Genomic DNA, 24,616 nt, shown 5'->3' on the forward strand with positions numbered 1-24,616 from the left:
GACTCCTTATTTTTCGACGGTGGCTTTGTTGATGAGGACGGGCGTGGCGGGCAGGTTCTGGAATGCGGCGGTCTTCTTGACCGTCTGCACGGCGCGGATCTGGTCCACGACTTCCATGCCCTCGAGGACATAACCGAACACCGCGTAACCGCGGCCGTCCGCGGCATAGCCGGGATCGAGTCCGGGGTTGTCCACGACGTTGATGAAGAATTGCGAGGTCGCCGAGTTCGGGTCGCCGGTGCGCGCCATCGCGATGCTGCCGCGGATGTTGAGCAGGCCGTTGCCGGCCTCCAGCGGGATCGGCGGCTTGGTCGGGCGTTGGGCCAGGTTGGGCGTGTAGCCGCCGGTCTGGATCATGAAGCCGTCGATGACGCGATGGAAGATCACGCCGTTGTAGTGGCCGGCCTTCACGTAGCCCAGGAAGTTGGCGACGGTCTTGGGCGCCTTCTCGGGGTCGAGCTGGATCTTGATGTCGCCCAGCGTCGTGCTCAGCTTGACGACCTGAGCCTGCGCGAAGGCACAGGCCAGGCCGAGGGCGGCGGAGATCAGCAGGCGTGGGGTGGTCCTCATGATGCGGATGAGCCTTGGAAGAAGAGAAGGGGAAAGCGCCTCGGACGCGAACCGGACGTCGCCGGTCAGCGGGCCTGGGCGCCCTTGACGTTGTTGAACGCGGTCACGCGCTGCAGCTTGAGCTTGAGCGCGGTGTCGTCGCCCAGCGCCTGCTTCAGCGCGCGCTCGTAGGCCTGCTGCGCCAGGCGCATCAGCACGTCGCCGAGGTTCTCCTGTGCCTGCGCATGGTCGGGCTGCAGATCCAGCGCGCGCATCAGCGACTGGCGCGCGGGCTCGTACTCGCCGCGCGCCGCGTGGATGACGGCCAGGTTGTTGTAGGGGTCGGCGAGGTCCGGGAAGTCCTCGGTCAGGCCCACGAAGAGCACCCGCGCGCGCTCCAGCTGCTGCTGCTCCAGCAGCATCGTGCCGAGCGCGAAGCGCAGGCGCGGGTCGTCGGGGGTCGCCTTCAGGCCGTCCTCGGCCGTCTTGACCGCCAGATCGCGCTTGCCGGAGGCCCACAGGGCCTGGGCATCGTCGATGGTGGCGGCATGCAGCAGGGGCGCGGCGGCCGTCGCCGCCAGGGCGATGCAGCACATGCGGAGCAGGGCGTGGAGTCTTTGCATGGTGGAGGGGTCGGGCCGGGGGCGGACGGTGACGGGGCGGTCGCGGGCCGGGGCAGCGGCGTGGTCCGCGGGGCCGGCCAGGGTCTGCCCGGAGTTGTCGAATGGTCGGGCCGCTATACTGCCGAGCATTCTAGAGCGAGCTTTCGTCTCCCGCTCGCCACCCGGCCGACCCGCCGCCCACACAGCCCGAACCGTTCCACGCGCCGACGTCCCGCGATCCCTCGCAGACCCGGCGGTAGCGGCGTCCCGTGCGTGCGGCGACACGCCGCGGGGGCGTCCGGCGCCGACTTATCCATGTCTTCCTTGCGCATCTTCAACACGCTGACCCGTCAGCTGCAGCCCTTCCAACCGATCGAGCCGGGCCGCGTCCGCATGTACGTGTGCGGCATCACCGTCTACGACCTGTGCCACATGGGCCATGCGCGGATGAACATCGCGTTCGACGTCGTCTACCGCTGGCTCAAGGCCAGCGGCTACGACGTCAACTTCGTCCGCAACATCACGGACATCGAGGACAAGATCATCCGCCGCGCGCTGGAGCGCGGGATCACGATCCGCCAGCTCACCGACGAAATGATCGCCGCCATGCACCGCGACTTCGCGGCGCTGGGCATCGCCACGCCCACGCATGAGCCGCGCGCGACCGACTACGTCCCGCAGATGCTGGACATCATCGGCAAGCTGCAGACCAAGGGCCTGGCCTACCACGCCGACAGCGGCGACGTGAACTACGCGGTGCGCAAGTTCGAGGGCTACGGCAAGCTCAGTGGCAAGTCGCCGGACCAACTGCGCGCCGGCGAGCGCGTCGCGGTCGACGACGGCAAGCGTGACCCGCTGGACTTCGTGCTGTGGAAGTCCGCCAAGGTCGACGAGCCGGCCGAGGCCAAATGGTCCAGCCCCTGGGGCGAGGGCCGTCCGGGCTGGCACATCGAGTGCTCCGCGATGAGCTGCGCGCTGCTGGGCGAGCGCTTCGACATCCACGGCGGCGGCATGGACCTGCAGTTCCCGCACCATGAGAACGAGATCGCGCAAAGCGAGGGCGCCTTCGGCCATCCGTTCGTCAATGTCTGGATGCACAACGGCTTCCTGAACGTCGATGGCGAGAAGATGTCCAAGAGCCTGAACAACTTCTTCACCATTGCCGATGTGCTGGAGAAGTTCGATGGCGAATCGATCCGCTTCTTCATGCTGCGCACGCAGTACCGCAGTCCGTTCAACTTCAGCGACGTGAGCCTGGACGACGCTCGCACCGCGCTGCGCCGCCTGTACACGGCGCTGGACACGGTCGCGCCGGCGGACGTCGCGATCGACTGGACGCAAGGGCATGCCGCGGCGTTCAAGGCCGCGATGGACGACGACTTCAACACCCCCGGCGCGCTGGCGGTGTTGTTCGAGCTGGCCAATCAGGTCAACCGCGACCGGTCGGCGACCGACGCCGGCCTGCTGAAGGCGCTCGGCGGCGTGCTGGGCGTGCTGCAGCAGGCGCCCAAGGCCTTCCTGCAATCGGGCGCGGGCCTGGACGAAGCCGCGATCGAGGCGCAGATCGCGGCCCGTGCCGCGGCCAAGGCCGCGCGCGACTTCGCCGAGGCGGACCGCATCCGCCAGGCGCTGACCGCGCAGGGCATCGAGCTGAAGGATTCGGCGGCCGGCACGAGCTGGGTCCGCACGGGCGTGAAGGCCGGAGAGCAGGCCTGATGGCGCGTGTGTCGACCGCCGGGGTGACCCCGGACTATTGGGACGAAGCCTGCCGCCACCTGGCCAAGCGCGACCGGGTGATGAAGAAGCTCATCCCCCAATTCGGCGAGGCCCGGCTGCAAAGCCGCGGCGACGCGTTCACCACGCTGGCCCGGTCCATCGTCGGTCAGCAGATCTCGGTGAAGGCGGCGCAGAGCGTCTGGGACAAGCTCGCGGAGCTGACCTCCGGGCCGTCCAACCGCATCAAGCCGATGGAGGTGCTGGGCCTGGAGAAGGACGCGCTGCGCGGCGTCGGCCTGTCCGCACGCAAGGTCGAGTACCTGAGCGACCTGGCGCAGCACTTCGAATCCGGCCAGGTCCACGTGCGCCAATGGGCGCAGATGGAGGACGAGGCGATCATCGACGAACTGGTCGCCATCCGCGGCATCGGTCGCTGGACGGCCGAAATGTTCCTGATCTTCCACCTGATGCGACCCAATGTCCTGCCGCTGGACGACCTGGGCCTGCTCAAGGGCATCGGCCAGCATTACTTCAGCGACGAGCCGGTTTCAAGGGCGGAAGCCCGGGAGCTGGGCGAGGGCTGGGCGCCGTATCGCTCGGTGGCCACATGGTACATTTGGCGCAGCCTTGATCCGCTTCCGGTGGATTACTGAGGCGCCGGCAGCCCACAGCCACAACGACTCCATAACGATCCCGCGCCGCCCACCCTGCGGCGCGTCCCGTTTGGGGACCCTACCGGGCGGATCGTCGAATGGCCGGGCCCGGCCGTCATCTCTGAGAGACCAAGCAGGATGAGCAAGAAACATTTCCTCGAATTCGAGCAGCCGATCGCCGAGCTCGAAACCAAGATCGACGAGCTGCGCTACGTGCAGAGCGAATCCGCGGTGGACATCTCCGAAGAGATCGACCGCCTCGGCAAGAAAAGCCACCAGCTCACGAAGGACATCTACGCGAACGTCCTGCCGTGGCAGGTCTACCAGATCGCGCGCCACCCGCAACGTCCGCAGACGCTGGACTACTGCAACGAGGTCTTCACCGAGTTCCAGGAAATGCACGGTGACCGCCACTTCGCCGACGACGCCGCGATCGTCGGCGGCCTGGCGCGTTTCAACGGCCAGGCCTGCATGGTGATCGGCCATCAGCGCGGCGCCGACGCGAAGGAGCGCACGCTGCGCAACTTCGGCATGCCGCGTCCCGAGGGGTATCGCAAGGCGCTGCGCCTGATGAAGCTGGCCGAGAAATTCGGCCTGCCGGTGTTCACCTTCATCGACACGATGGGCGCGTATCCCGGCATCGGCGCCGAGGAGCGCAGCCAGTCCGAGGCGATCGGCCGCAACATCTTCGAGATGGCCCAACTGGAAGTGCCCATCATCGCGACCGTGATCGGCGAGGGCGGCTCCGGCGGCGCGCTGGCGATCGGCGTGGCGGACCAGGTGCTGATGCTGCAGTTCTCGGCCTATTCGGTGATCTCGCCGGAAGGTTGCGCCTCCATCCTGTGGAAGACGGCGGCGCGCGCGTCCGAGGCGGCCGAGGCACTGGGCATCACCGCGCATCGCCTGAAGGCGCTCGGCCTGATCGACAAGATCGTCAGCGAGCCGGTCGGCGGCGCGCATCGCGATCCCAAGCAGATGGCCTCCAGCCTCAAGCGCGCGCTGGGCGACGCATTGCGCCAGGTCTCCGACCTGAAGACCAAGGATCTGCTGGACCGCCGCTACGAGCGCCTGCAGGCCTATGGCCGATTCGGCGACACCAAGAGCCGCTGAGTCCGGCTCCCGGTCGTCCCGCCGCGTGCTCGCGGTCGCCTGCAGCGGCGGCCGGGATTCGACGGCGCTCCTCCACGCCACCGCCTGTTCGGCCCGCTCGCTGGGCTTGCACGTGGTGGCGTTGCACATTCACCATGGGCTGAATCCGCGGGCCGACGCGTGGCTGGACCACGTGAGCGGGCAAGTGTCGGCGTGGGTCGATGCCGGCCTGCCGATCGAGCTTCGCCATGAACGCCTGAGCGGCGCGCCCGCGGCCGGCGACAGCATCGAGGCCTGGGCTCGCGCCGGTCGGCACGCGGCGCTGCAACGCCTGACCCTGGCCGCCGGCGCCGACCTGCTGCTGCTGGCGCACCATCGCCGCGACCAGGCGGAGACGTTCCTGCTGCAGGCCCTGCGCGGCGCCGGATCGGCGGGCCTGTCGGCCATGCCGCGCGCGCAGTGGCGGGACGGCGTGTGCTGGGTCCGGCCCTGGCTGGACCGTCCGCGCGAGGCCGTCGAGGCCTACGTCGCCGAGCACCGCCTGACCTTCATCGACGACGACAGCAACACCGACCCACGCTACGCCCGCAATCAGTTGCGCCTGCGCGTGTGGCCGGCGCTGTGCGCGCAATCACCCGGCGCCGAGGCGGCGCTGGCGCGCGCCGCCGAGTGGGCGCAGCAGGCCACCGAACTGCAACGTGAAATCGCCACCGAGGATCTGCGCCGGTGGTCCGATGCCACGGGGTTGTCGCAGGCAATGCTGCGCAGCCTGAGCGCCGCGCGCGCCACCAACGCGCTGCGGGCCTGGCTGCATCGGGAGACCGAACGCGCGGCGCCCGCCTCGCTGATCCGTCGCCTGCTGGTCGAAGCGCCGGAGGCGGTGATCGCGCAATGGCCGCTGGGCGACGTGACACTGCACCTGTACCGCGGACGTTTCGCCGTGCGGCCCCGAGCGCCCGAGCACGCCGAGCCCGTGGCCGCGCAGCGCGTCGATCTCGCGCGCCCGGGCCGGCACGCGATGCCCGATTGGCGGGGGACGCTCGATGTCGAGCCCGTGACGTCCGACGGCATCGGGCTTTCCCGGCTCAGCAACGTCGAGTTGCGTCCACGCGAAGGCGGCGAGCGCTTCCAGGCGCATGGCAAGGGGGTGCCGCGGTCGCTCAAGAAATGCTGGCAGACCGCGGGAATCCCCGCTGCCCAGAGGGAAGGGCCCCTGATCCACGTCGACGGGCGACTGCTGTTCGTGCCCGGCCTGGGCCTGGATGCGCGCCTGCTGCACGCCGACGATGAAGCACAAATGGCGCTGCGCTGGACGCCGGATGCATGCTGATCACGCATGACGCGCGCGGGTGCCGCCTATGGCGCCGCTTAGAATCGCCGGCTGTGGTCGCGGCGCACTCCTTCCCGCGGTAATGCGGACGCCGCCACGGCGTCCCTCAGCAGTCCTCTGACACTCCCATGGCATTGATCGTTCACAAGTACGGCGGCACCTCGATGGGGTCGACCGACCGCATTCGCAATGTGGCCAAGCGGGTCGCCAAGTGGGCGCGCGCGGGCCACCAGATGGTCGTCGTGCCCTCGGCGATGAGCGGCGAGACGAACCGCCTGCTCGGCCTGGCCAAGGACCTGTCCCCGACCAGTTCCTCGCCCGCGCTGATGCGCGAGTTGGACATGATCGCCTCGACCGGCGAGCAGGTGTCGGTCGGTCTGCTGGCGATCGCGCTGCAGGCCGAGGGCATGGACGCCGTCAGCTACACCGGCTGGCAAGTGGGTGTGTCGACCGACAACGCGTACACCAAGGCCCGCATCGAGAGCATCGACGACGCGAAGGTGCGCGCCGACCTCGACGCCGGCAAGGTGGTGGTCATCACCGGCTTCCAGGGCGTGGACGAGGACCGCAACATCACGACGCTGGGCCGGGGCGGCTCGGACACGTCGGCAGTGGCGATCGCCGCGGCCATCAAGGCTGACGAATGCCTGATCTACACCGACGTCGACGGCGTCTACACGACCGATCCGCGCGTCGTGCCGGAAGCGCGCCGCATGCATTCCATCAGCTTCGAGGAGATGCTGGAAATGGCGTCGCTGGGCTCGAAGGTGCTGCAGATCCGCTCGGTGGAATTCGCGGGCAAGTACCTCGTGCCGCTGCGCGTGCTGTCCAGCTTCACGCCGTGGGACATCGACATCAACGAGGAAGCCAAGTCCGGCACCCTGATCACTTTTGAAGAGGACGAAAACATGGAACAAGCCGTCGTCTCCGGCATTGCCTTCAACCGCGACGAAGCCAAGGTGACGCTGCTGGGCGTGCCCGACAAGCCGGGCATCGCGTTCCAGATCCTGGGGCCGGTGGCCGACGCCAACATCGACGTCGACGTGATCATCCAGAACGTGTCGCAGGACGGGAAGACCGACTTCTCGTTCACCGTGCACCGCAACGACTACCAGCGCACGATGGAGCTGCTGGAGAAGACCGTGGGGCCGGCGGTGCAGGCGGCCAAGGTCGTCGGCGACCAGCGCATCTGCAAGGTCTCGATCGTCGGCATCGGCATGCGCTCGCATGTGGGCGTGGCGTCGAAGATGTTCCGCTCGCTGTCGGAAGAGGGCATCAACATCCAGATGATCACCACCAGCGAGATCAAGACCTCGGTCGTCATCGACGAGAAGTACATGGAGCTGGCGGTGCGCGCGTTGCATCGCGCGTTCGATCTGGACCAGGAAGTTTCCGCTTGAGTTGAAACGTTCCCTGGATCGCACCGTCGTGGCGCTCGAGCCGCTGGTGATGCGTTTCGATCCGGGAGTTTCACTTGAGGGGTCGAGAAGCCATGCTATAGTCGCTGCTTCTCCGGTTGGAGACGTGACCGAGTGGCCGAAGGTGCTCCCCTGCTAAGGGAGTATGCGGGCAAAACCTGCATCGAGGGTTCGAATCCCTCCGTCTCCGCCAACCAGATGTGAAGCCCCCGCAGTGCAAGCTGCGGGGGTTTTTGCATTGGGGGCCGCGATCGCGACTCCACGTCGTGTCACGGCGTGTCACGGCCTGCGACGCCCGTGTTCATCGGACTTGCAAGCAGGATCTTTTGCCACGGCGACGGGGGATGTGCTCTACAGTCTCCGCATGTACACGCCCAAGCACTTCGACCTGCCGGATCTCTCGCACGCGCGGCTGATGATCCAGGAACATCCGCTGGCCACGTTGATGTTGAACGACCCCACGCACGGTCTTTCCGCGACGCCCGTGCCGATGATCTGGGGCGCCCCCGCCGAGGGCGAGGGCTGGTGGCTCGAAGGTCACCTCGCGCGTGCCAATCCGCATGTGGCTGCGTTGACGTCAGGGGCGCTCGACGACGTGCTGGTGCAGTTCAACGGCCCGGGCGCGTACATCTCGCCCAGTCTCTACGACACGCCGCTCGCGGTGCCGACCTGGAACTACCTGACGCTGCAAGTGCATGGCGGCGTGCAGGTCATCGACGACGAGTCCGGCAAGGATGCGCTGCTCAAGCGCCTGATCGCGACGCAGGAGCCCGACTATGCCGCGCAGTGGCGCGGCCTGCCCGCCGACTACCAGCGCAAGATGCTGGGCGCGATCGTGGGCTTCCGCATCCCCGTCGCGCGTTGGACGATGAAGGCCAAGATCAGTCAGAACCGCAGCCCGGCCGAGCGCGAGCGCATCCTCGCGCACCAGGAGCATGGCTCGCTGGAGGAGCAGATCCTCGCGAGCTGGGTGCGGGAGCTTCAGCCGCGCTGAGGCCCGCTCGGGATTGCGCGCGGCCCTCCGCGGTCGCCGCCACGAAAAGCACAAGGCCCGCGCTCGGCGGGCCTGGTCGTCGTGGGGCGAGGCAGCTGCCTCACATGCTCACGTAGTTCGGCCCGCCGCCGCCCTCTGGCGTCACCCAGACGATGTTCTGGGTCGGGTCCTTGATGTCGCAGGTCTTGCAGTGCACGCAGTTCTGCGCGTTGATCTGCAGGCGTTCGGTGTTGTCGTCGTTCTTCACGAACTCATAGACGCCGGCCGGGCAGTAGCGGCTCTCCGGGCCCGCGTATTTCGCCAGGTTGACGTTCACGGGCACGCTGGCGTCCTTGAGCGTCAGGTGGGCCGGCTGGTTCTCTTCATGGTTGGTGTTCGAGACGAACACCGACGAGAGCCGGTCGAAGGTCAGCTTGCCGTCGGGCTTCGGGTAGACGATCTTGGGCATCTCCGACGCGGGGCGCAGGTAGGCGTGATCGGGCTTGTCGCGGTGGATGGTCCACGGCGGGCTCTTCATGCCGAGCTTGGGCAGCAGCCATTGCTCGATGCCGGTCATCAAGGTGCCGACCTTGGTGCCCTTCTTGAACCAGGTCTTGAAGTTGCGCGATTGGTCCAGCTCGTCGCGCAGCCAGCTCTGCTCGAAGGCGGCCGGGTAGGCGCTGAGCTCGTCCTGCGAGCGGCCCGCGGCCAGCGCGTCGGCGATCGCCTCGGCGCACATCAGGCCGGTCTTGATCGCGGCGTGGCTGCCCTTGATGCGGGCGGCGTTCAGGTAGCCGGCCTCGCAGCCGATCAGCGCGCCGCCGGGGAACACCGTCTTGGGCAGGCTCAGCAGGCCGCCGGCGGTGATGGCGCGGGCGCCGTAGCCCAGGCGCTTGCCGCCCTCGATGTGCTTGCGGATCGCGGGATGGGTCTTCCAGCGCTGCATTTCCTCGAACGGGGACAGCCACGGGTTCTTGTAGTCCAGCCCGACCACGAAGCCCAGCGTGACCTTGTTGCCCTCCAGGTGGTACAGGAAGCCGCCGCCGTAGGTCTCGCCGTCCATCGGCCAGCCGGCGGTGTGCACCACCAGCCCGGCCTGGGCCTTGTCGGCGGGCACTTCCCAGAGCTCCTTGATGCCGATCGCATAGGTCTGCGGATCCTTGCCGGCGTCGAGCTGGTACTTCGCGATCAACTGCTTGCCCAGGTGGCCGCGCGCGCCCTCGGCGAAGACGGTGTACTTGCCGTGCAACTCCATGCCGAGCTGAAAGCCCTCGTGCGGCTCGCCGTCCTTGCCCAGGCCGACATTGCCGGTGGCCACGCCCTTGACGCGGCCCTGCTCGTCGTAGAGCACCTCGGCGGCGGCGAAGCCGGGGAAGATCTCCACGCCCAGCGCCTCGGCCTGCTGGGCCAGCCACTTCGTGACGTTGCCCAGCGAGATGACGTAGTTGCCGTGGTTGTGGAAGCAACGGGGAATCAGGAACTGCGGCGTGTCGGTGTGGCTGGTCTCGCCCAGGAACAGCACCTGATCGGCGGTGACTTCCTGGTTGAGCGGGGCGCCCAGTTCCTTCCAGTTGGGGAACAGCTCCGTGATCGCCTTCGGGTCCATGACGGCACCCGACAGGATGTGCGCGCCGGGCTCCGAGCCCTTCTCCAGCACGACGACCGAGATCTCCTGGCCCTTCTCCGCCGAGAGCTGCTTCAGGCGGATCGCGGTGGACAGCCCGCCGGGGCCGCCGCCGACGACCACGACGTCGTATTCCATGCTGTCGCGCGGACCGTACTGGGCAACAAGTTCTTCGGAGGTCATGGTCATCCTTGCTCGTTCTAATGGGGCGCCCTGGCCGATCGCTGGTGGGCGAGGGGGGACTCGCTGTCTGGCTGGGGCGGGTTGCGGCGCATTCTAGCCGTGCGAATGGCAAAAAAGAACGATCGTGCTATTTGTCGAATCGAGACGGCCGTCGCAGGGCTCGCCAGGCCGGTCCGGCGGGTGGTGGCGACATCGCCCAGGCTCGCCCGAACGGGGCTCCCGCCGATGGGGCATGCGCCGTACCATGGGCCGCAGATTCAACGAGAGGGAACTCCCATGAGCATTCAGATCCAGCGCGACAAGACCGGTCCGATGCGGCAGACGGTGCGCATCCGCAATCACACGCTGACGGCGGACCAGTCGGTCGCCGGTGGCGGCGAGGACGCGGGTCCCGACCCGCACGAACTCTATGACGCCGCGCTCGGGGCGTGCAAGGCGCTGACGGTGCTCTGGTACGCACAGCGCAAGGGCCTGCCGGTGGAGGACGTGCTGGTGGAGGTCGAGCGCGACGGCTCGCAGGAGCAGCAAGGCACGTACAAGCTCAGGGCCTCGATGACCTTCGTCGGCGACCTGACGGACGCGGACCGCGAGCGGCTGCTGCAGGTCGCGGCGAAGTGCCCCGTCCACAAGCTGATGACGCAGGTGACCACCGAGATCGAGACCGTGATGGCCGGTTGACGGCCGGCTGACGGCGGGTGGCGGGGGCGCCGCGGGGGATCGATTCCCGCGTCGCGCGATGTCATGCGGGGATCATCGCCTGACCCCGCGTGCGTGCTATCGTGCCCGGCACCTGTCCGGTCACACGAGAAGTTTTGCGAGAGACCTTGCCATGAGCTACAGCATCGATCTGGAGGGCCGCGTGGCCCTCGTCACCGGCGCGTCCAGCGGATTGGGCGCGCAATTCGCCAGGACCCTGGCCAAATCCGGCGCCTGCGTGGTGCTGGCGGCCCGCCGCGTCGAGCGCCTGAAGGCGCTGCGCGCCGAGATCGAGGCCGGCGGCGGCGACGCCCATGTCGTCCAGATGGACGTCACCGACATCGACAGCATCAAGGCCGCGGTCGCGCGCGCCGAGACCGAGGTCGGCACGCTGGACATCCTGATCAACAACTCCGGCGTCAGCACGACGCAGCGGCTGGTGGACGTCAGCCCGGAGGACTTCGACTTCGTGATGGACACGAACGTGCGCGGCGCTTTCTTCGTCGCGCAGGAAGTCGGCAAGCGCATGCTGGCGCGGGCGCGCGGCGCGGCGCCGGGCACGTACACCGGCGGGCGCATCGTCAACATCGCGTCGATGGCGGGGCTGCGCGTGCTGTCGCAGATCGGCGTGTACGCGATGAGCAAGGCGTCGGTCATCCACATGACCAAGGCGATGGCGCTGGAGTGGGGCAAGTTCGACATCAACGTCAACGCCATCTGCCCCGGCTACATCGACACCGAGATCAACCATCACCACTGGACGACCGACCAGGGCCGCAAGCTGGTGGAGCTGCTGCCGCGCAAGCGCGTGGGCGTGCCGCAGGACCTGGACACGACGCTGCTGATGTTGTGCGCCAAGGAGAGCCGTTTCATCAACGGCGCGATCATCCAGGCGGACGACGGCTTCGGCGTCTGACGCGCCGGCCGGCGCGCGCGGCGCCGACGAGAGAGATTCGAGACCAGAAAGAGAAAGCAGGCCGATGGCTGTGAGAGAACTGAGCGCGCTGGAATCGCGCGTGCTGGCGGTGCTGGTGGAGAAGGAATCCACCGTGCCGGACAGCTATCCGATGTCGCTGAACAGCCTGACGCTGGGCGTGAACCAGAAGACCGCCCGCGATCCCGTGATGAACGCGGGCGAGGCCGACGTGGCCGCGGTGCTGGACGAACTGAAGTCCATGAGCCTGGTCAACACCGTCAGCGGCAGCCGCGTGGCGCGCTTCGAGCACAACATGAAGCGCGTCTACGGCATCCCCGGCCAGGCGGAGGCGCTGCTGGCGGTGCTGATGCTGCGCGGCCCGCAGACCTCGGCCGAGCTGCGGTTGAACTGCGAGCGGCTGCATCGTTTCGCGGACGTCTCGTCGGTGGAAGGTTTCCTCGACGAGCTCGCCGCGCGCGAGCCCGCGCTGGCGGTCAAGCTGCCGAAGGCGCCCGGTGCGCGCGAGGCGCGCTGGGCGCATCTGCTGAGCGGCGAGCCGGCGTTGCCGGTGGCGAGCGCGGTGTCGGCCCCGTCGTCCTCGTCCAGCGCGCGCGATGAAGAGATCGCCGCGCTGCGCGCCGAGGTCGAGCAGTTGAAGGCGGCGGTGGCGCGCATCCAGTCGGAGCTGGGCATCAGCCCCTGATCGACGTCAACCGCTGCCTGGTCCTCATGCGCTTCGACCTTCCCGCCGACAAGACGCTCGTCCACGAGACCCGCATCCAGATCCGCTGGGGCGACATGGATGCGATGGGCCACGTCAACAACACCGTCTATTTCCGCTACCTGGAAATGGCGCGCGTCGAATGGCTGGACAGCCTCGGCGGCGCACCCAGTCCGGCGGGGCAGGGACCGGTGATCGTCAACGCGTTCTGCAACTTCCATCGCCAGTTGACCTATCCCGGCGAGGTTCTCGCGAAGCATTACGTCTCCAACCCGGGACGCTCCAGCTTCGACACCTGGATCACGCTTGAACGGCTCGACGAGCCTGGCGTGATCTACGCCTCCGGCGGCGCGACGACCGTCTGGCAGGACGCCGCGCTGCAGAAGTCGATGCCGCTGCCGGACTGGCTGCGCGAGAAGATCCCCTGAATCCTGCGGCGACCGCCGCATCAGCCGTTCGGTGGCGGCCGGCGGCGGCACGCCATCGAACCGGGTAGCATCCCGGACTCCATGAAACGCACTCTGATCGGCCTCGCGCTCTCCGCGCTGGTCTCGTTCTTCTTCCTCTGGCTAATCACACGCGGCTTCGGTCAGCTGATGGACCTGCTGCGCGACGTGACCCACCCCGGCAAGGGCGGCAGCGCCGTCCCGCTGGTGGTCATCGGCCTGGCGGTTTTCGTCCCGCTGCTGATCTACCGCATCCGCAAGGCTCGGCGGAAAAATCGGTGGGGTGGCGACCACCGCGCCTGATCCGAGTCAGCCGCGCTTGCCGCGTTTCTTCCCGACCTTCACCACGCTCTTGGCGACCTTCCCGGCGCCCCCCTTCGCCGGCGGCCTGGCAGCAGCCGGCTTGCCCTTCGCCAGGGATTTCGCGAGCAGTCCCTTGGGCTGAGGGCTCGGCGCCACCACGCCGGCCGTCGCGCCCGTCGTCCAGTACTGCGCGTGGTCCTGCAGCGTCGCGTCGCACTTCGCCTTCGCGAGCTTGTCGTAGCCGGAGGCGGTGAGGTGAATCTCGTTCGCCCAGTCGTTGCTGATGCCCGTCGTGCCAGGCGCCGCCGGGATGGAGCCGCCGCGCGTGTCCAGCACCACGAAGCCGCCGATCTTGGACTTCACCTGATTCACCAGGAAGTCGTGGAACCCGTCCACCAGCACGCGCGCGACCGCCTGCCACTGGTCCGCGGGGATCCCCGCATCGTGGAAGCCGGGCGCCATCCACGGTCCCGAGACGCCGTTCAACGCCGGCGCGAAACGCGGCGTCATGTAGTCGTAGACGTGGGTGACGATCTCCATCTGCGCGTAGTTGCCGTCTCGCAGCGCGTCCAGCTTGACGTAGGCATTCAGCAGCTCCTGGCACAGGTTCACCCAGCCGGCTTGCGACAGATAGCGGGTCGGACCCTGGCTGACCGGCAGCCATTCGTCGGGATACCGCAGGATGCGATGCGTGATGTCGACGCCTTCACCGCGCCGTATCCAGTCGATCAGGTCGTTGCCGCCTCCCGAGATCAGCATGGCGCGCCAGTTGGGCATGCCGCGCAACGTCATCGCGAGATTGAATTTCGCGAAACGCTTCGGATCGGGCAGGTCGCGCAGCAGTTGCCCCGGCATCGCATAGTTGACGATGGCCACGTCCTTGCCGAAGTCCATGTGATTGAACAGGCTGCCCGTGATCCACGGCGGCAATGAGCCGAAAGAGCCCCAGGAATCTCCGTGCGCGATGACTGGCACGAATTGATTGAAGTCGATCCGGTCGTCCATCAGGTCCTGATGCGAGTAGATCTCCGTGGTCATGCGCGCCTCCCGACCCACCGATGGATGGGCGCCGGCAGTATGGAAACGGGCCTCGTGTTCGTCATCCCATCAATGAAGGACGGACGACGCACCGCGGGGCCGGCCCTTCGCTAGCACAAGCCCGCTCCAACCGCGACCCCACGCTGCCGATCCCCTGATCCCGGGATACGCCCATTTCCTTTGCACGCGAGCCGTGCAAGATGTGCGGATGCGAACCTTCGGCTCATTCCCCGTCCGATTCGCGCGTCTGCCGTGGCGTGTGGCGCTGCGCGGCTCGCTCGCGCTGCTGGCGATGTTCGGACTGCACGGCGCACAGGCGCAGACCGCCATCGTCATTGGCGGGGCGCTGCGCATGGACAACGATGCGGTCTGGCAGCGCATCGTCGACGAGGCCGGCGGCCCTGGCCGCGCGCGCTTCGCGGTGCTGGCCACCGCTTCCGTCGCGCCGGAACGGTCGGCGCAGGCCATCATCGACGTGCTCCAGCGCCACGGCGCCCTGGCCGAGCACATTCCCGTCGCGCCGCGCCTGGAAGGCGCGGACCTGCAGAAGAACCTCGCCGATCCCGTGCTGCTCGCCAAGGTGCGGGCGTCCAACGCGGTGTTTTTCTCGGGCGGCGCGCAGGGGTTCATCGTCGACACGCTGCAGCCCGGCGGCAAGCCGACTGCGATGCTGGACGCGATCTGGGACGTGTACCGGCGCGGCGGCGTCGTCGCCGGCACCAGCGCCGGCGCGGCGATCATGAGCCGCACGATGTTCCGCGACGCGCTCGATGTCATGGGCGTGATGCGCGGGCAGATGCGCGACGGGCAGGAGGTCGACCAGGGGCTGGGGTTCATCGGCGACCAGTTGTTCGTCGACCAGCACTTCCTCAAGCGCGGACGTATCGGCCGCATGCTGCCGCTGATGCTGGCCAAGGGCTATCGACTGGGCCTGGGCATCGAGGAGAACACCGCCGCCGTCATCCACGACCAGCGCGTCGACATCGTCGGCGGGCGGGGCGCGTTGCTCGTCGACCTGCGCGACGCGCGCAGCGATCCGTCGTTGGACGTGCTGAACGTGCGCGGCGCCCGCCTCAGCTATCTGGACAACGGCGACAGCCACGACCTGCGCACTGGCGTGACGATGCCGGCGGCCCGCAAGACGGCGGCCGGCGGGCCGATGCCCGTGCGCGTGTCCGCGGCGGGCCCATCCACGGCGGGCCGCGGGCCGGTGGACAGCTTCCAGCCGGACATCCTTGGCGACAACCGCATCGTGCAGGCGATGACGGAGCTGCTGACCTCGCCGGCCACCGAGGTCCGGGCGATGGCGTCCCGCGTGCGCCCCGGCGCGACGGCGGATCGCGATCGGACGGGTTTCGTTTTCCGCCTTTATCGCGGCGCCGACACGCAGGGCTGGATCGACGGCGATGGCGATGGCAACGACGTGACGCTGCTCGATGTGCGGCTCGACGTGCGGCCGGTGCGCCTGCCCGATCCGAGCGCCGCCGCGGGCGCGGCGACGGGGGCTGGCGGGACCTTCATCGCGCCGGCGGGCATGCGCTGAACGCCGGCGGCGCCGTCAGCGCTGCTGTTGCAGCGCCTGCTCGATGAACTGCCGCGCGACCTTGGGCTTGGGCACGCGCACGCTGAACCAGCGCCGCACGTCCTGCTCCAGGCCGATGCCGTGCATGAAGTTGTAGAGCGCCTTCTTCAGCGCGTCGCCCATCGCGTCGTGATCGGTGCCGGTCGGGTCGACGAAGCCGACGTCGTTCTTCGCGAACGGGGAGGGCGGCAGCGGCAGCAGCTCGACGCCGAAGGCCGCCGGATCCTGGCCCACCGGCGAGTGCACCGTGCAGGCGAAACGATGGAAGAAGCCGCTCTGGATGCAGCCGTGCTCGAAGAGCTGGCGCACGTACTCCAGCGCGTCGACGGTGTCCTGCACCGTCTGCGTCGGGAAGCCGTACATCAGGTAGGCGTGCACCAGGATGCCGGACTCGGTGAAGGCGCGCGTCACGCGCGCGACCTGCTCGACCGACACGCCCTTCTGCATCAGCTTGAGCAGGCGGTCCGACGCCACCTCCAGCCCGCCGCTGATGGCGATGCAGCCGCTGTCGGCGAGCAGTTGGCAGAGCTCCGGCGTGAAGGTCTTCTCGAAGCGCACGTTGCCCCACCAGCTGATGGCGACGCCGCGGTCGATCAGCTCCTGCGCCAACGCGCGCAGCACCTTGGGCGGCGCCGCCTCGTCGACGAAGTGGAAGCCGGTCTGCCCGGTCTCCGCGACGATCGCCTCGATGCGGTCCACCAGCGTCTTCGCCGAGGCCGCCTCGTAGCGCGAGATGTAGTCCAGCGTGATGTCGCAGAAGCTGCACTTCTTCCAGTAGCAGCCATGCGCGATCGTCAGCTTGTTCCAGCGGCCGTCGCTCCACAGCCGGTTCATCGGGTTGAGCATGTCCAGCAGCGACAGGTAGTCGTGCAGCGGCAGGCCGTCCCAGGTGGGCGTGCCGACGTCCTCGAAGGGCACGTCGGGCTCGACGAAGTTGATGTAGCGGACGGGCCCTCGCGAGGCGCCGTCGCCGTCGCCGTCGACGGTCGCCGCGTCGTCGCGGACGAAGCAACGCACCAGTCGCTGGCGGCCGCGCCTGCCCGCGATGTGCTCCAGCAGCGCGAGCAGCGGGCGCTCGCCCGCGTCGAGCGTCACGTAGTCGACGTAATCGAAGAGCCGCGGCTCGGTGAGCTCGCGCAGTTCGGTGTTGACGAAGCCGCCGCCGAAGAGGACGCGGATCGCCGGCCGCTCACGCTTGATCGTCTGGCCGATGCGCAGCGCCGCGTAGACCGCGCCGGGGAAGGGCACCGACAGCAGCACGACATCGGGTCGCTCCGCGTCGATGGCCTCCAGTGTGAGCGTGCGCAGCAGGTCGTCGACGAGGTTCGGCGGCGCGCCCAGCGCGTCGTGCAGAGGATCGAAGGTGGGCTGGCTGGTCGCGAGCTGCTCGGCATAGCGGACGAACTCGAAGCGCGGATCGACCGATTCGCGCAGCACGTCGGCCAGGTCGTTCAGGTACAGCGTCGCCAGATGCCGCGCGCGATCCTGCAGGCCGAGCGCGCCGAAGGCCCAGGCGAGCGGATCCTCGCCGTCCTCGGAGACGTAGACCTCCAGCGATTGGAAGCGCGTGCCCTCGGGCAGGAAGGCGCGTGAATTGATGCGGTGGGCCAGCGTCGGATCGCGGCCTTGCAGGAAGGCGATCGTCGGCGCGATGGTGGCCAGGTAACGATCGAAGTCGTCGTCGAAATGGCGCGACGCGATGCCGCGGTCGGGCAGCGGGATCGCGTGGACCGCGCCGCGCACCTGCTTCAGGCCGTCGCGCGAGAAGAGCTTCAGCACCAGTCCCAGCGCCAGGTCGCGCTGCGCGGCGGTGATGCCGCGCGAGCGCAGGAAACCGGTCAGATATGCGGTCGACGGGTAGGGCGTGTTGAGCTGCGTCATCGGCGGGATGAGCGACAGCACGCGCAGCCCGGCGCCGGGCGCGGCCGGCGGCAAGGGCGCCGCATCGAGGGCGGCGGCGAAGGCGTCGGAGACGGGCGATTCGGCGGGGGCGACGGCGGGCGCGGCGGCGGACATGCGGCAACTGTAGAAGCAAAAAAACAAACCCGGCGTTGGCCGGGTTTGTTCGGGACCGCCGCGAGGCCCCATGGGCACGGCGGCGATCGGGGCGTGGCCGATTCACATCGGCCGCGCGCCAGAAGCGATTTACTTCTTGGCGGCCTTCTTGGCGGGCTTGGCGGCGGCAGCCTTGGCAGCCGGCTTGGCGGCAGCCTTGCGGGCGGCGGCCTTCGGGTCGACAGCGGCCTTGAAGCCGGCGCCCGGGGTGAACTTCGGCAGCTTGGCGGCGGCGATCTTGATCTTGTCGCCGGTGCTGGGGTTCACGCCGGTGCGGGCGGCGCGAGCGTGCTGCTTGAAGGAGCCAAAGCCCGGGATGGACACGGCGCCGCCCTTCTTCACCGTGGTGACCACGGCGTCCAGCAGCGTTTCCAGGATGCGGCCGGCTTCGGCCTTGGTCAGCTCATGCTTGGAAGCCAGGTGTTCGATCAGTTCGGTCTTGTTCATTCGTTTGGACTCTTGCAAGTTAAGCCCGGTAAGGAGCCGGACGGCGCGTATTGTGCGCGAGAAATCAGGGTCGCATCCCCGGGTTGCCCCGCAAATCACCGATGAAATCGCCCATCCGGGGACAGGTCTTGCGCAAGTGCCCTGTTGATCGGGGTTGGCGGCGATGTTGTGAGCGCTTGAAACGGCGTTGTCCCCACGCAAACTCAGGGTCTTCCGAGGGGCATCGCGGCCGCGCAGGCCGATGTCGCCGGCGCGCGCACCCGAATGCGCTTGAGCGCGCGTGAATTTCTCACGACACGAGCAGGCGGTGGACCAGGTCCGGCGTGCTCGCCGCGCCGTACTTCTTCATCAGGCGCGCGCGGTAGACGTCCACGGTGCGTGGACTGACGCCGAGCCGCTTGCCGATCAGCTTGCTGGTCAATCCCTCGATCAACAGCGCCGCGATCTCGCGCTCGCGCGGGGTGAGGTCGGCCTTGAGCTGGCGCGTCGCCGAGAGGTCCTCGAAGCTCCAGATGCCGCTGGCGTGCGGGCGTGCCGGGTCCAGCGCGCGGCCCGAGACATGGCACCAGAAGAGCTCGCCGGCGCGCTCGCCGCCGACGCGTTTCATCACCCGCTCGTCGGCGTAATAGCCCTTGGCATCGAGGCTGGCGACGATGCGCTCGCCGGTGCGCTCGAATTCGGCGTGGGTCGGATAGAGCAGCTCGAAGCTGCGCTCGATCAACTGCTCGCGCTGCGCGCCGAAGATCTCCAGCACGAGGCGGTTGCAGTCCTTGATCAGGCGGTTCTCGGAGATCACCAGGCCGATCGGGGCCTGGTCGAAGGCGGTGCGGTAGTCCAGCGTCATCGGGCGGGCGTCAGAGCAGCGCGTAGGTGGTGGTCGACTGGACCGCGAGCCGGCCTTGCTCGTCGAGCAGGTCGATGCGGCCGAAGGCGAGGTTCCTGCCGCGGCGCAGCAGGTGGGCCTCGACCGTGCAGCGCGCGCCGGACACCGGGCGGATGAACGTCGACTGCAACTGCACCGTCGTCATCGGGCGAAACTCGCCGAGCTCGCGCATCATCAGCAGCACCATCGCCGTGTCCGCGGCGGCCATGCTGGCCTGCCCGCACATCACGCCGCCGACATGGACCAGGTCCGCCGCGACCGGCATCTCCAGACGCAGCAGGCCGTCCTCGGCATGGACGGGATCGAGGCCGAGTGCGACGATCCAGGGCGCGAAGATCCGCGGGATCTCGTCGCGCAGTTGATCGAGGGTCAGGGGCATGGGGCTTCCTCGGGCGTCTCCGTGGCACGCTGGCGCGGCTGTCGGAGATCGTGGGTGGCGGGGGGCTCTGCGGCGCTTGCTTAATCAATTCTACGTAGCGCTACGTAAGGGCTTACGTAGTAGATTTGCCGACCAGTTCCAAGCCATCCCGCGCGCCAGGCGGGAACGAACCAGGAGACATCGGATGAACAAGGTTTTCCCCAGTGCCCATGCGGCATTGGAAGGCATCGTCGGCGACGGCCAGTTGCTCGCCGTCGGCGGTTTCGGCCTGTGCGGCATTCCGGAGGCGCTGATCGCGGCGCTGCGGGACAGCGGCGTCAAGGGCCTCACGGTCATCTCCAACAACGCGGGCGTCGACGGCTTCGGCCTGGGCCAGTTGCTGGAGACGCGGCAGATCAGGAAGATGATCTCCAGCTACGTCGGCGAGAACAAGGAGTTCGAGCGCCAATACCTCGCGGGCGAGCTGGAGCTGGAGTTCACGCCGCAGGGCACGCTGGCCGAGAAGCTGCGCGCCGGCGGCGCCGGCATCCCGGCCTTCTTCACGCGGACCGGTGTCGGCACGCTGGTGGCCGAGGGCAAGGAGATCCGCGAATTCGACGGCCATCAATACGTCATGGAGCGGGCGCTGAATCCCGACGTGGCGCTGGTGAAGGCGCATGTGGCGGACAAGAGCGGCAACCTGATCTTCCGCCGCACCGCGCGCAACTTCAATCCGGCGTGCGCGATGGCGGGCAAGGTGACGGTGGTGGAGGTCGAGGAGGTCGTCGAGGTCGGCGATCTGGATCCCGACGCGATCCATCTGCCCGGCATCTACGTGCACCGCATCGTGCACAACGCCAATCCCGAAAAGCGCATCGAGAAGCGCACCATCCGCCCCGCCGCCTGAGGAGAGACACATGCCCTGGACCCAAGACCAGATGGCGGCCCGCGCCGCCCAGGAGCTCGAAGACGGCTTCTATGTGAACCTCGGCATCGGCATCCCGACGCTGGTGGCCAACTTCGTTCCCGCCGACAAGGAAGTCTGGCTGCAGAGCGAGAACGGCATGCTCGGCATCGGCCCGTTCCCGACCGAGGACGAGGTCGACGCCGACCTGATCAACGCCGGCAAGCAGACCGTGACCACCATCCCGGGCTCGTCGATCTTCGGCAGCCATGACAGCTTCGCGATGATCCGCGGCGGCAAGATCAACCTGTCCATCCTCGGCGCGATGCAGGTCAGCGAGCATGGCGACCTGGCCAACTGGATGATCCCCGGCAAGATGGTGAAGGGCATGGGCGGCGCGATGGACCTCGTCGCCGGCGTGCCCCGCGTCATCGTGCTGATGGAACACGTCGCGCGCAAGAAGGACGGCACCGAGGACCTCAAGCTGATCCCCAAGTGCACGCTGCCCCTGACCGGCGTCGGGGTGGTGAACCGCATCATCACGGACCTCGCGGTGATGGACGTGACGCCGCAAGGGCTGAAGCTGGTGGAGCTGGCGCCCGACGTGACGCGCGAGTTCGTGCAGAGCAAGACCGGAGTGACGCTGGTCTGACGTGTGCGGGGGATCCCCGGTCGTCGCGCTTTGATGCGGCGGGGCCATTCGAGCAAGGGCTCATGCGCGTGCTCGTGTCCGGTTTGTTGCTCGTGCTTATCCGAGGCCGACAAATCCCGCACGTGCAGAAGTCACGTGGCAACAACCTGTTGCCATGGCTTTCACCTGTTGTACGAATGACGGCGTATTGACACACGCCCATGGGCACCATCCCGCATCCGCAGCTTCGAGCCGATGCCGAGATGAGCCCCGCCCTCCAGACCGACACCGATACTGCCCTTGGCGCCGACGATGCCGTCGGCCTTCCCGACCCTGAATCGCGCGCGATGGCGACGGCATCGTCGTCCAGCGTGGCCGCCGCGGCCATGGCGGCGGCGCTGCTGGCCGCCTGCGGCGGCGGTGGCGGCGATAGCCCCGCCGGTGGTCCCGACACCGCGCCGCAGACGGCCGTTCCGCCGACCGACGCGCAGGCCGCGCGTTTCCTGGGCCAGGCCGGCTTTTCGGCAAGCACCACCGACATCGGCACGGTGAAATCCGTGGGCTACGCCGCGTGGCTGGATCAGCAATTCGCGGCGCCGCGCACGCAGAGCCACTTCGACTGGCTGACCGCCAAGGGCTTCGCTGTCGAGGCCTATCGCAACAGCGTGGCGGGCGTCGACGCGACGCTGTGGCGCAAGCTGATCGGCTCCCCGGACCAGTTGCGGCAACGGGTCGTGCTGGCGCTGTCCGAGATCTTCGTCGTGTCGATGAACGGCCTGCCGGTGAGCTGGCCCGGCCTGGCCACCGCCGCCTACGTCGACATGCTGGAGGAGCGCTGCTTCGGTACCTTCCGCGCGCTGCTCGAGGCCGTGACGCTGTCGCCGGCGATGGGCGTGTACCTGGCCATGCGCGGCAATCGCAAGGAAGACGCCAAGACCGGCCGCCAGCCCGACGAGAACTACGCCCGCGAGGTGATGCAGCTCTTCACCATCGGCCTGAGCCAGCTCAATCCCGACGGCACGCCCAAGACCTCCGGCGGCAAGAGCATCGACACCTACACGCTGGCGCAGATCACCGCGCTGGCCCGCGTCTTCACCGGCTGGGACTTCGACACCGCTGCGCCCAACGGCGCCGACGCGAGCTACATGAAGCGGCCGATGGTGAACACCGCCAGCCGCTTCTCGACCGGCGCGAAGCAGGTGCTCGACGTCACCATCCCCGACACCGCCGACGGCGCCGCCGCGATGAAGATCGCGCTCGACACGCTGGCGGCGCACCCGAACGTCGGGCCCTTCATCGGCCGGCAACTGATCCAGCGCCTGGTCTGCTCCAACCCCAGCCCGGCCTACGTGCAGCGCATCGCCGCGGTCTTCGACAACAACGGCCAGGGGCTGCGCGGGGACCTGCGCGCGGTCGTCCGCGCGATCCTGCTCGACACCGAGGCGCGTCAACCGGCCGCCAACCCCGGCGGCGGCAAGCTGCGCGAGCCCGTCCAGCGGCTGGTCCAGTGGGCCCGCACCGTCGGCATGACCTCGCCCGGCGATCTTTGGGCCGTCGGCGACACCAGCAATCCCGCGTCGCGCCTGGGCCAGAGCCCGCTGCGCAGCGGCTCGGTCTTCAACTTCTTCCGGCCGGGGTACGTGCCGCCGAACTCGCAGCTCGGCAACAACGGCGTCACCGCGCCGGAGTTCCAGCTCTGCAACGAGAGCACCGTCGCGGGCTACCTGAACTTCATGCAGGGCCTGATCGGCAACGGCATCGGCGACATGAAGCCGGACTACACCGCCGACCTGGCGGTGGCGGGCGACGCCGCGGCGCTGGTGCAGCGCCAGGCGCTGCTGCTGGCCGGCGGCGGTCTGTCGGACACGACGCTGGCCACGATCACCACCGCCGTGGCGACGATCAACGCGTCCACCGACGCCGGCAAGCTGAACCGCGTCAAGGCCAGCTGGCTGCTGCTGCTGGCCGCGCCGGACTATCAAGTGCAGAAGTGAGCGGAGCGCCTGCCATGACCCATCTCTCCAAGCTGGCGTCGCTGCGTCGCCGCGAGTTCCTCAAGCGCGCCTCGGCGCTGTCCGTCGCCGGTACCGCCGCGCCCTGGGCGCTGCAGCTGGCCGCGATCGGCGAGGCCGCCGCCGCGGCGGCGCCGGGCGACTACAAGGCCATCGTCTGCCTGTTCATGTACGGCGGCAACGACTACGGCAACACGCTGGTGCCTTACGACGCGGCCAGTTACGCCGCCTACGCCAACATCCGCCAGACGCTGGCCACGCCGCGCGACCAGCTCGCCGCGACCGCGCTGACGCCGTCCGCCGCGCTGCCCGACGGCCGCCAGATGGCGATGGCGCCGACGATGTCCGCGCTCAAGCCGGTCTTCGACGCCGGCCGCCTGGCGGTGATGCTGAACATCGGCCCGCTGATCCAGCCGATCACGCTGGCCCAGTACAAGTCCGGCAACGCGCCGCTGCCGCCCAAGCTGTTCTCCCACAACGACCAGCAAAGCCTCTGGCAGTCGTCCAACCCCGAGGGCGCGATCTCCGGCTGGGGCGGGCGCCTGGGCGACCAGTTCCTGGCCAGCAACGGCAACACCACCTTCAGCTGCATCAACGTGTCCGGCAACGCGGTCTTCATGTCCGGCAAGCAGGCCGTGCAGTACCAGATGAGCAGCAGCGGCGCCGTCGCCATCAGCGGCGCGACCAAGCCGGTCTTCGGTTCCCAGGCCTGCGCCGACGCGCTGCGCGGCCTGGTCACCGCCGACCGCTCGCACTGGATGGAGGCGGAGCTCAACCGCGTCACCGCGCGCTCGATCAACGCGCAGGGCACGGTGGCCTCGGCGCTGACCAGCTCGACGCTGCAGACGCCGTTCGACACCAGCGGCCTGTCCGCGCAATTGCAACTGGTCGCCCGGCTGATCGGCGCCCGCGCGGCGCTGGGCGCGCAGCGCCAGGTGTTCTTCGTCTCGGTCGGTGGTTTCGACCTGCACGACAACCTCGTCAGCCAGCATCCCGCGCTGCTGGGGCAGGTGGGCAACGCGATGGCGAGCTTCGACGCGGCGCTGCAGGAACTGGGCGTCGCGAAGAACGTCACGACCTTCACCGCCTCGGACTTCGGCCGCACGCTGAGCTCCAACGGCGACGGCTCCGACCATGGCTGGGGCAGCCATCACCTGGTCATGGGTGGCGCGGTGAAGGGCGGGCGCTTCTACGGGCAGTTGCCCTCGGTCAGCGTCAACGGGCCGGACGACGTCGGCCAGGGCCGCCTGTTGCCCACCACCGCCGTCGATCAGCTGGCGGCGACGTTGGCGCTGTGGATGGGGGTCTCGGTGACCGACCTGCCGGCGGTGTTGCCGGGCATCGTGAACTTCAACCAGAAAGACCTCGGCTTCCTGTCGGCCTAGAACGCGGGCAAAGACCCCACGCGACGGAGTTACGGCCGGCAGGCCCATGAAGCGACCCGCGATCGGCGCCGCGGCCGCACGCGCGAGGGCACCGGGAGGGGG

General features: G+C 68.4%; 24 protein-coding genes and 1 tRNA gene. 17 read left to right on the top strand and 8 right to left on the bottom strand.

Translation table 11 applies throughout. The annotated features are described in order from the left end of the window. Nucleotides 1-6 precede the first annotated feature (6 nt). Nucleotides 7-570, bottom strand: a complete 564-nt coding sequence (locus CDN99_RS10515; RefSeq protein ID WP_088384789.1) for a peptidylprolyl isomerase — start codon at nt 568-570, stop codon at nt 7-9. Between the two features lie 65 nt (nt 571-635). Next, a complete protein-coding gene (locus CDN99_RS10520; RefSeq protein WP_158218814.1) occupies nt 636-1,172 on the bottom strand; it encodes a tetratricopeptide repeat protein in 537 nt (178 codons plus the stop codon). Between the two features lie 294 nt (nt 1,173-1,466). On the opposite strand from CDN99_RS10520, the gene cysS reads away from it, so the two are divergent. The 7 genes from cysS (at nt 1,467) to CDN99_RS10555 (ending at nt 8,351) form a co-directional block, all read left to right on the top strand. Continuing rightward, nucleotides 1,467-2,867 carry a cysteine--tRNA ligase gene (gene cysS, locus CDN99_RS10525; protein ID WP_088384791.1) on the top strand — a complete coding sequence of 467 codons (1,401 nt, stop codon included), beginning with the start codon at nt 1,467-1,469 and terminating at the stop codon, nt 2,865-2,867. Further along, complete coding sequence (locus tag CDN99_RS10530) at nt 2,867-3,520, top strand: DNA-3-methyladenine glycosylase family protein (protein WP_088384792.1); 654 nt, start codon at nt 2,867-2,869, stop codon at nt 3,518-3,520. Before cysS ends, CDN99_RS10530 begins: the two co-directional genes overlap by 1 nt. A gap of 138 nt (nt 3,521-3,658) precedes the next feature. Continuing rightward, nucleotides 3,659-4,630, top strand: coding sequence for an acetyl-CoA carboxylase carboxyltransferase subunit alpha (locus CDN99_RS10535; RefSeq protein WP_088384793.1), 972 nt, complete (start codon nt 3,659-3,661; stop codon nt 4,628-4,630). Continuing rightward, nucleotides 4,599-5,939, top strand: coding sequence for a tRNA lysidine(34) synthetase TilS (gene tilS / locus CDN99_RS10540; RefSeq protein WP_088384794.1), 1,341 nt, complete (start codon nt 4,599-4,601; stop codon nt 5,937-5,939). The genes CDN99_RS10535 and tilS overlap by 32 nt, the downstream gene beginning before the upstream one ends. A gap of 128 nt (nt 5,940-6,067) precedes the next feature. Then, the gene (locus tag CDN99_RS10545; RefSeq protein ID WP_088384795.1) at nt 6,068-7,339 is read left to right on the top strand and encodes an aspartate kinase; all 1,272 of its coding nucleotides are present in this window, start codon (nt 6,068-6,070) and stop codon (nt 7,337-7,339) included. 118 nt (nt 7,340-7,457) lie between these two features. Then, a tRNA-Ser gene (locus tag CDN99_RS10550) sits at nt 7,458-7,550 on the top strand. Between the two features lie 171 nt (nt 7,551-7,721). After that, on the top strand, nt 7,722-8,351 hold the full coding sequence (locus CDN99_RS10555) for an FMN-binding negative transcriptional regulator (protein WP_088384796.1): 630 nt from the start codon (nt 7,722-7,724) through the stop codon (nt 8,349-8,351). A gap of 100 nt (nt 8,352-8,451) precedes the next feature. On the opposite strand, the gene CDN99_RS10560 is transcribed toward CDN99_RS10555, so the two are convergent. Next, entirely contained in the window at nt 8,452-10,137 is a 1,686-nt protein-coding gene (locus CDN99_RS10560) for an electron transfer flavoprotein-ubiquinone oxidoreductase (RefSeq protein WP_088384858.1), read from the bottom strand. Nucleotides 10,138-10,413: 276 nt separating this feature from the next. Here CDN99_RS10560 and CDN99_RS10565 point away from each other — a divergent pair, with 276 nt between their 5' ends. The 5 genes from CDN99_RS10565 (at nt 10,414) to CDN99_RS10585 (ending at nt 13,219) form a co-directional block, all read left to right on the top strand. Next, nucleotides 10,414-10,815 (top strand): OsmC family protein, encoded by a 402-nt coding sequence (locus tag CDN99_RS10565; protein ID WP_088384797.1) that lies wholly within the window; start codon nt 10,414-10,416, stop codon nt 10,813-10,815. A gap of 151 nt (nt 10,816-10,966) precedes the next feature. Beyond that, complete coding sequence (locus CDN99_RS10570) at nt 10,967-11,749, top strand: SDR family oxidoreductase (protein ID WP_088384798.1); 783 nt, start codon at nt 10,967-10,969, stop codon at nt 11,747-11,749. Nucleotides 11,750-11,813: 64 nt separating this feature from the next. After that, nucleotides 11,814-12,452: a YceH family protein gene (locus tag CDN99_RS10575; RefSeq protein ID WP_193531704.1), complete on the top strand. Its 639-nt coding sequence runs from the start codon at nt 11,814-11,816 to the stop codon at nt 12,450-12,452. 26 nt (nt 12,453-12,478) lie between these two features. Further along, entirely contained in the window at nt 12,479-12,898 is a 420-nt protein-coding gene (locus tag CDN99_RS10580; protein WP_088384799.1) for an acyl-CoA thioesterase, read from the top strand. Between the two features lie 81 nt (nt 12,899-12,979). Continuing rightward, nucleotides 12,980-13,219, top strand: a complete 240-nt coding sequence (locus tag CDN99_RS10585; RefSeq protein ID WP_088384800.1) for a hypothetical protein — start codon at nt 12,980-12,982, stop codon at nt 13,217-13,219. A 6-nt stretch (nt 13,220-13,225) separates the two neighbouring features. Here the strand turns inward: CDN99_RS10585 and CDN99_RS10590 are convergent, their stop codons facing one another. Then, on the bottom strand, nt 13,226-14,257 hold the full coding sequence (locus tag CDN99_RS10590) for a hypothetical protein (RefSeq protein WP_088384801.1): 1,032 nt from the start codon (nt 14,255-14,257) through the stop codon (nt 13,226-13,228). 208 nt (nt 14,258-14,465) lie between these two features. On the opposite strand from CDN99_RS10590, the gene CDN99_RS10595 reads away from it, so the two are divergent. Next, nucleotides 14,466-15,800, top strand: coding sequence for a cyanophycinase (locus CDN99_RS10595; protein ID WP_088384802.1), 1,335 nt, complete (start codon nt 14,466-14,468; stop codon nt 15,798-15,800). 15 nt (nt 15,801-15,815) lie between these two features. On the opposite strand, the gene CDN99_RS10600 is transcribed toward CDN99_RS10595, so the two are convergent. The 4 genes from CDN99_RS10600 to CDN99_RS10615 all read right to left on the bottom strand — a co-directional run bounded on the left by CDN99_RS10600 (nt 15,816) and on the right by CDN99_RS10615 (nt 19,603). Then, complete coding sequence (locus CDN99_RS10600; RefSeq protein WP_202820249.1) at nt 15,816-17,720, bottom strand: B12-binding domain-containing radical SAM protein; 1,905 nt, start codon at nt 17,718-17,720, stop codon at nt 15,816-15,818. Between the two features lie 264 nt (nt 17,721-17,984). After that, on the bottom strand, nt 17,985-18,341 hold the full coding sequence (locus tag CDN99_RS10605; RefSeq protein ID WP_088384804.1) for an HU family DNA-binding protein: 357 nt from the start codon (nt 18,339-18,341) through the stop codon (nt 17,985-17,987). A gap of 289 nt (nt 18,342-18,630) precedes the next feature. Further along, the gene (locus tag CDN99_RS10610; RefSeq protein WP_088384805.1) at nt 18,631-19,185 is read right to left on the bottom strand and encodes a LuxR C-terminal-related transcriptional regulator; all 555 of its coding nucleotides are present in this window, start codon (nt 19,183-19,185) and stop codon (nt 18,631-18,633) included. Nucleotides 19,186-19,195: 10 nt separating this feature from the next. Continuing rightward, on the bottom strand, nt 19,196-19,603 hold the full coding sequence (locus tag CDN99_RS10615) for a PaaI family thioesterase (RefSeq protein WP_088384806.1): 408 nt from the start codon (nt 19,601-19,603) through the stop codon (nt 19,196-19,198). A gap of 184 nt (nt 19,604-19,787) precedes the next feature. Between CDN99_RS10615 and CDN99_RS10620 the strand changes: the two genes are divergently transcribed. The 4 genes from CDN99_RS10620 (at nt 19,788) to CDN99_RS10635 (ending at nt 24,514) form a co-directional block, all read left to right on the top strand. Further along, a complete protein-coding gene (locus CDN99_RS10620) occupies nt 19,788-20,489 on the top strand; it encodes a CoA transferase subunit A (RefSeq protein WP_088384807.1) in 702 nt (233 codons plus the stop codon). A gap of 10 nt (nt 20,490-20,499) precedes the next feature. After that, nucleotides 20,500-21,138, top strand: coding sequence for a CoA transferase subunit B (locus CDN99_RS10625; RefSeq protein WP_088384808.1), 639 nt, complete (start codon nt 20,500-20,502; stop codon nt 21,136-21,138). A 242-nt stretch (nt 21,139-21,380) separates the two neighbouring features. Beyond that, nucleotides 21,381-23,111: a DUF1800 domain-containing protein gene (locus tag CDN99_RS10630; protein ID WP_238139458.1), complete on the top strand. Its 1,731-nt coding sequence runs from the start codon at nt 21,381-21,383 to the stop codon at nt 23,109-23,111. A gap of 14 nt (nt 23,112-23,125) precedes the next feature. After that, on the top strand, nt 23,126-24,514 hold the full coding sequence (locus CDN99_RS10635; RefSeq protein ID WP_088384809.1) for a DUF1501 domain-containing protein: 1,389 nt from the start codon (nt 23,126-23,128) through the stop codon (nt 24,512-24,514). Nucleotides 24,515-24,616: the final 102 nt, after the last annotated feature.

Source organism: Roseateles aquatilis (assembly GCF_002205645.1).
GTDB lineage: Bacteria > Pseudomonadota > Gammaproteobacteria > Burkholderiales > Burkholderiaceae_C > Roseateles > Roseateles aquatilis.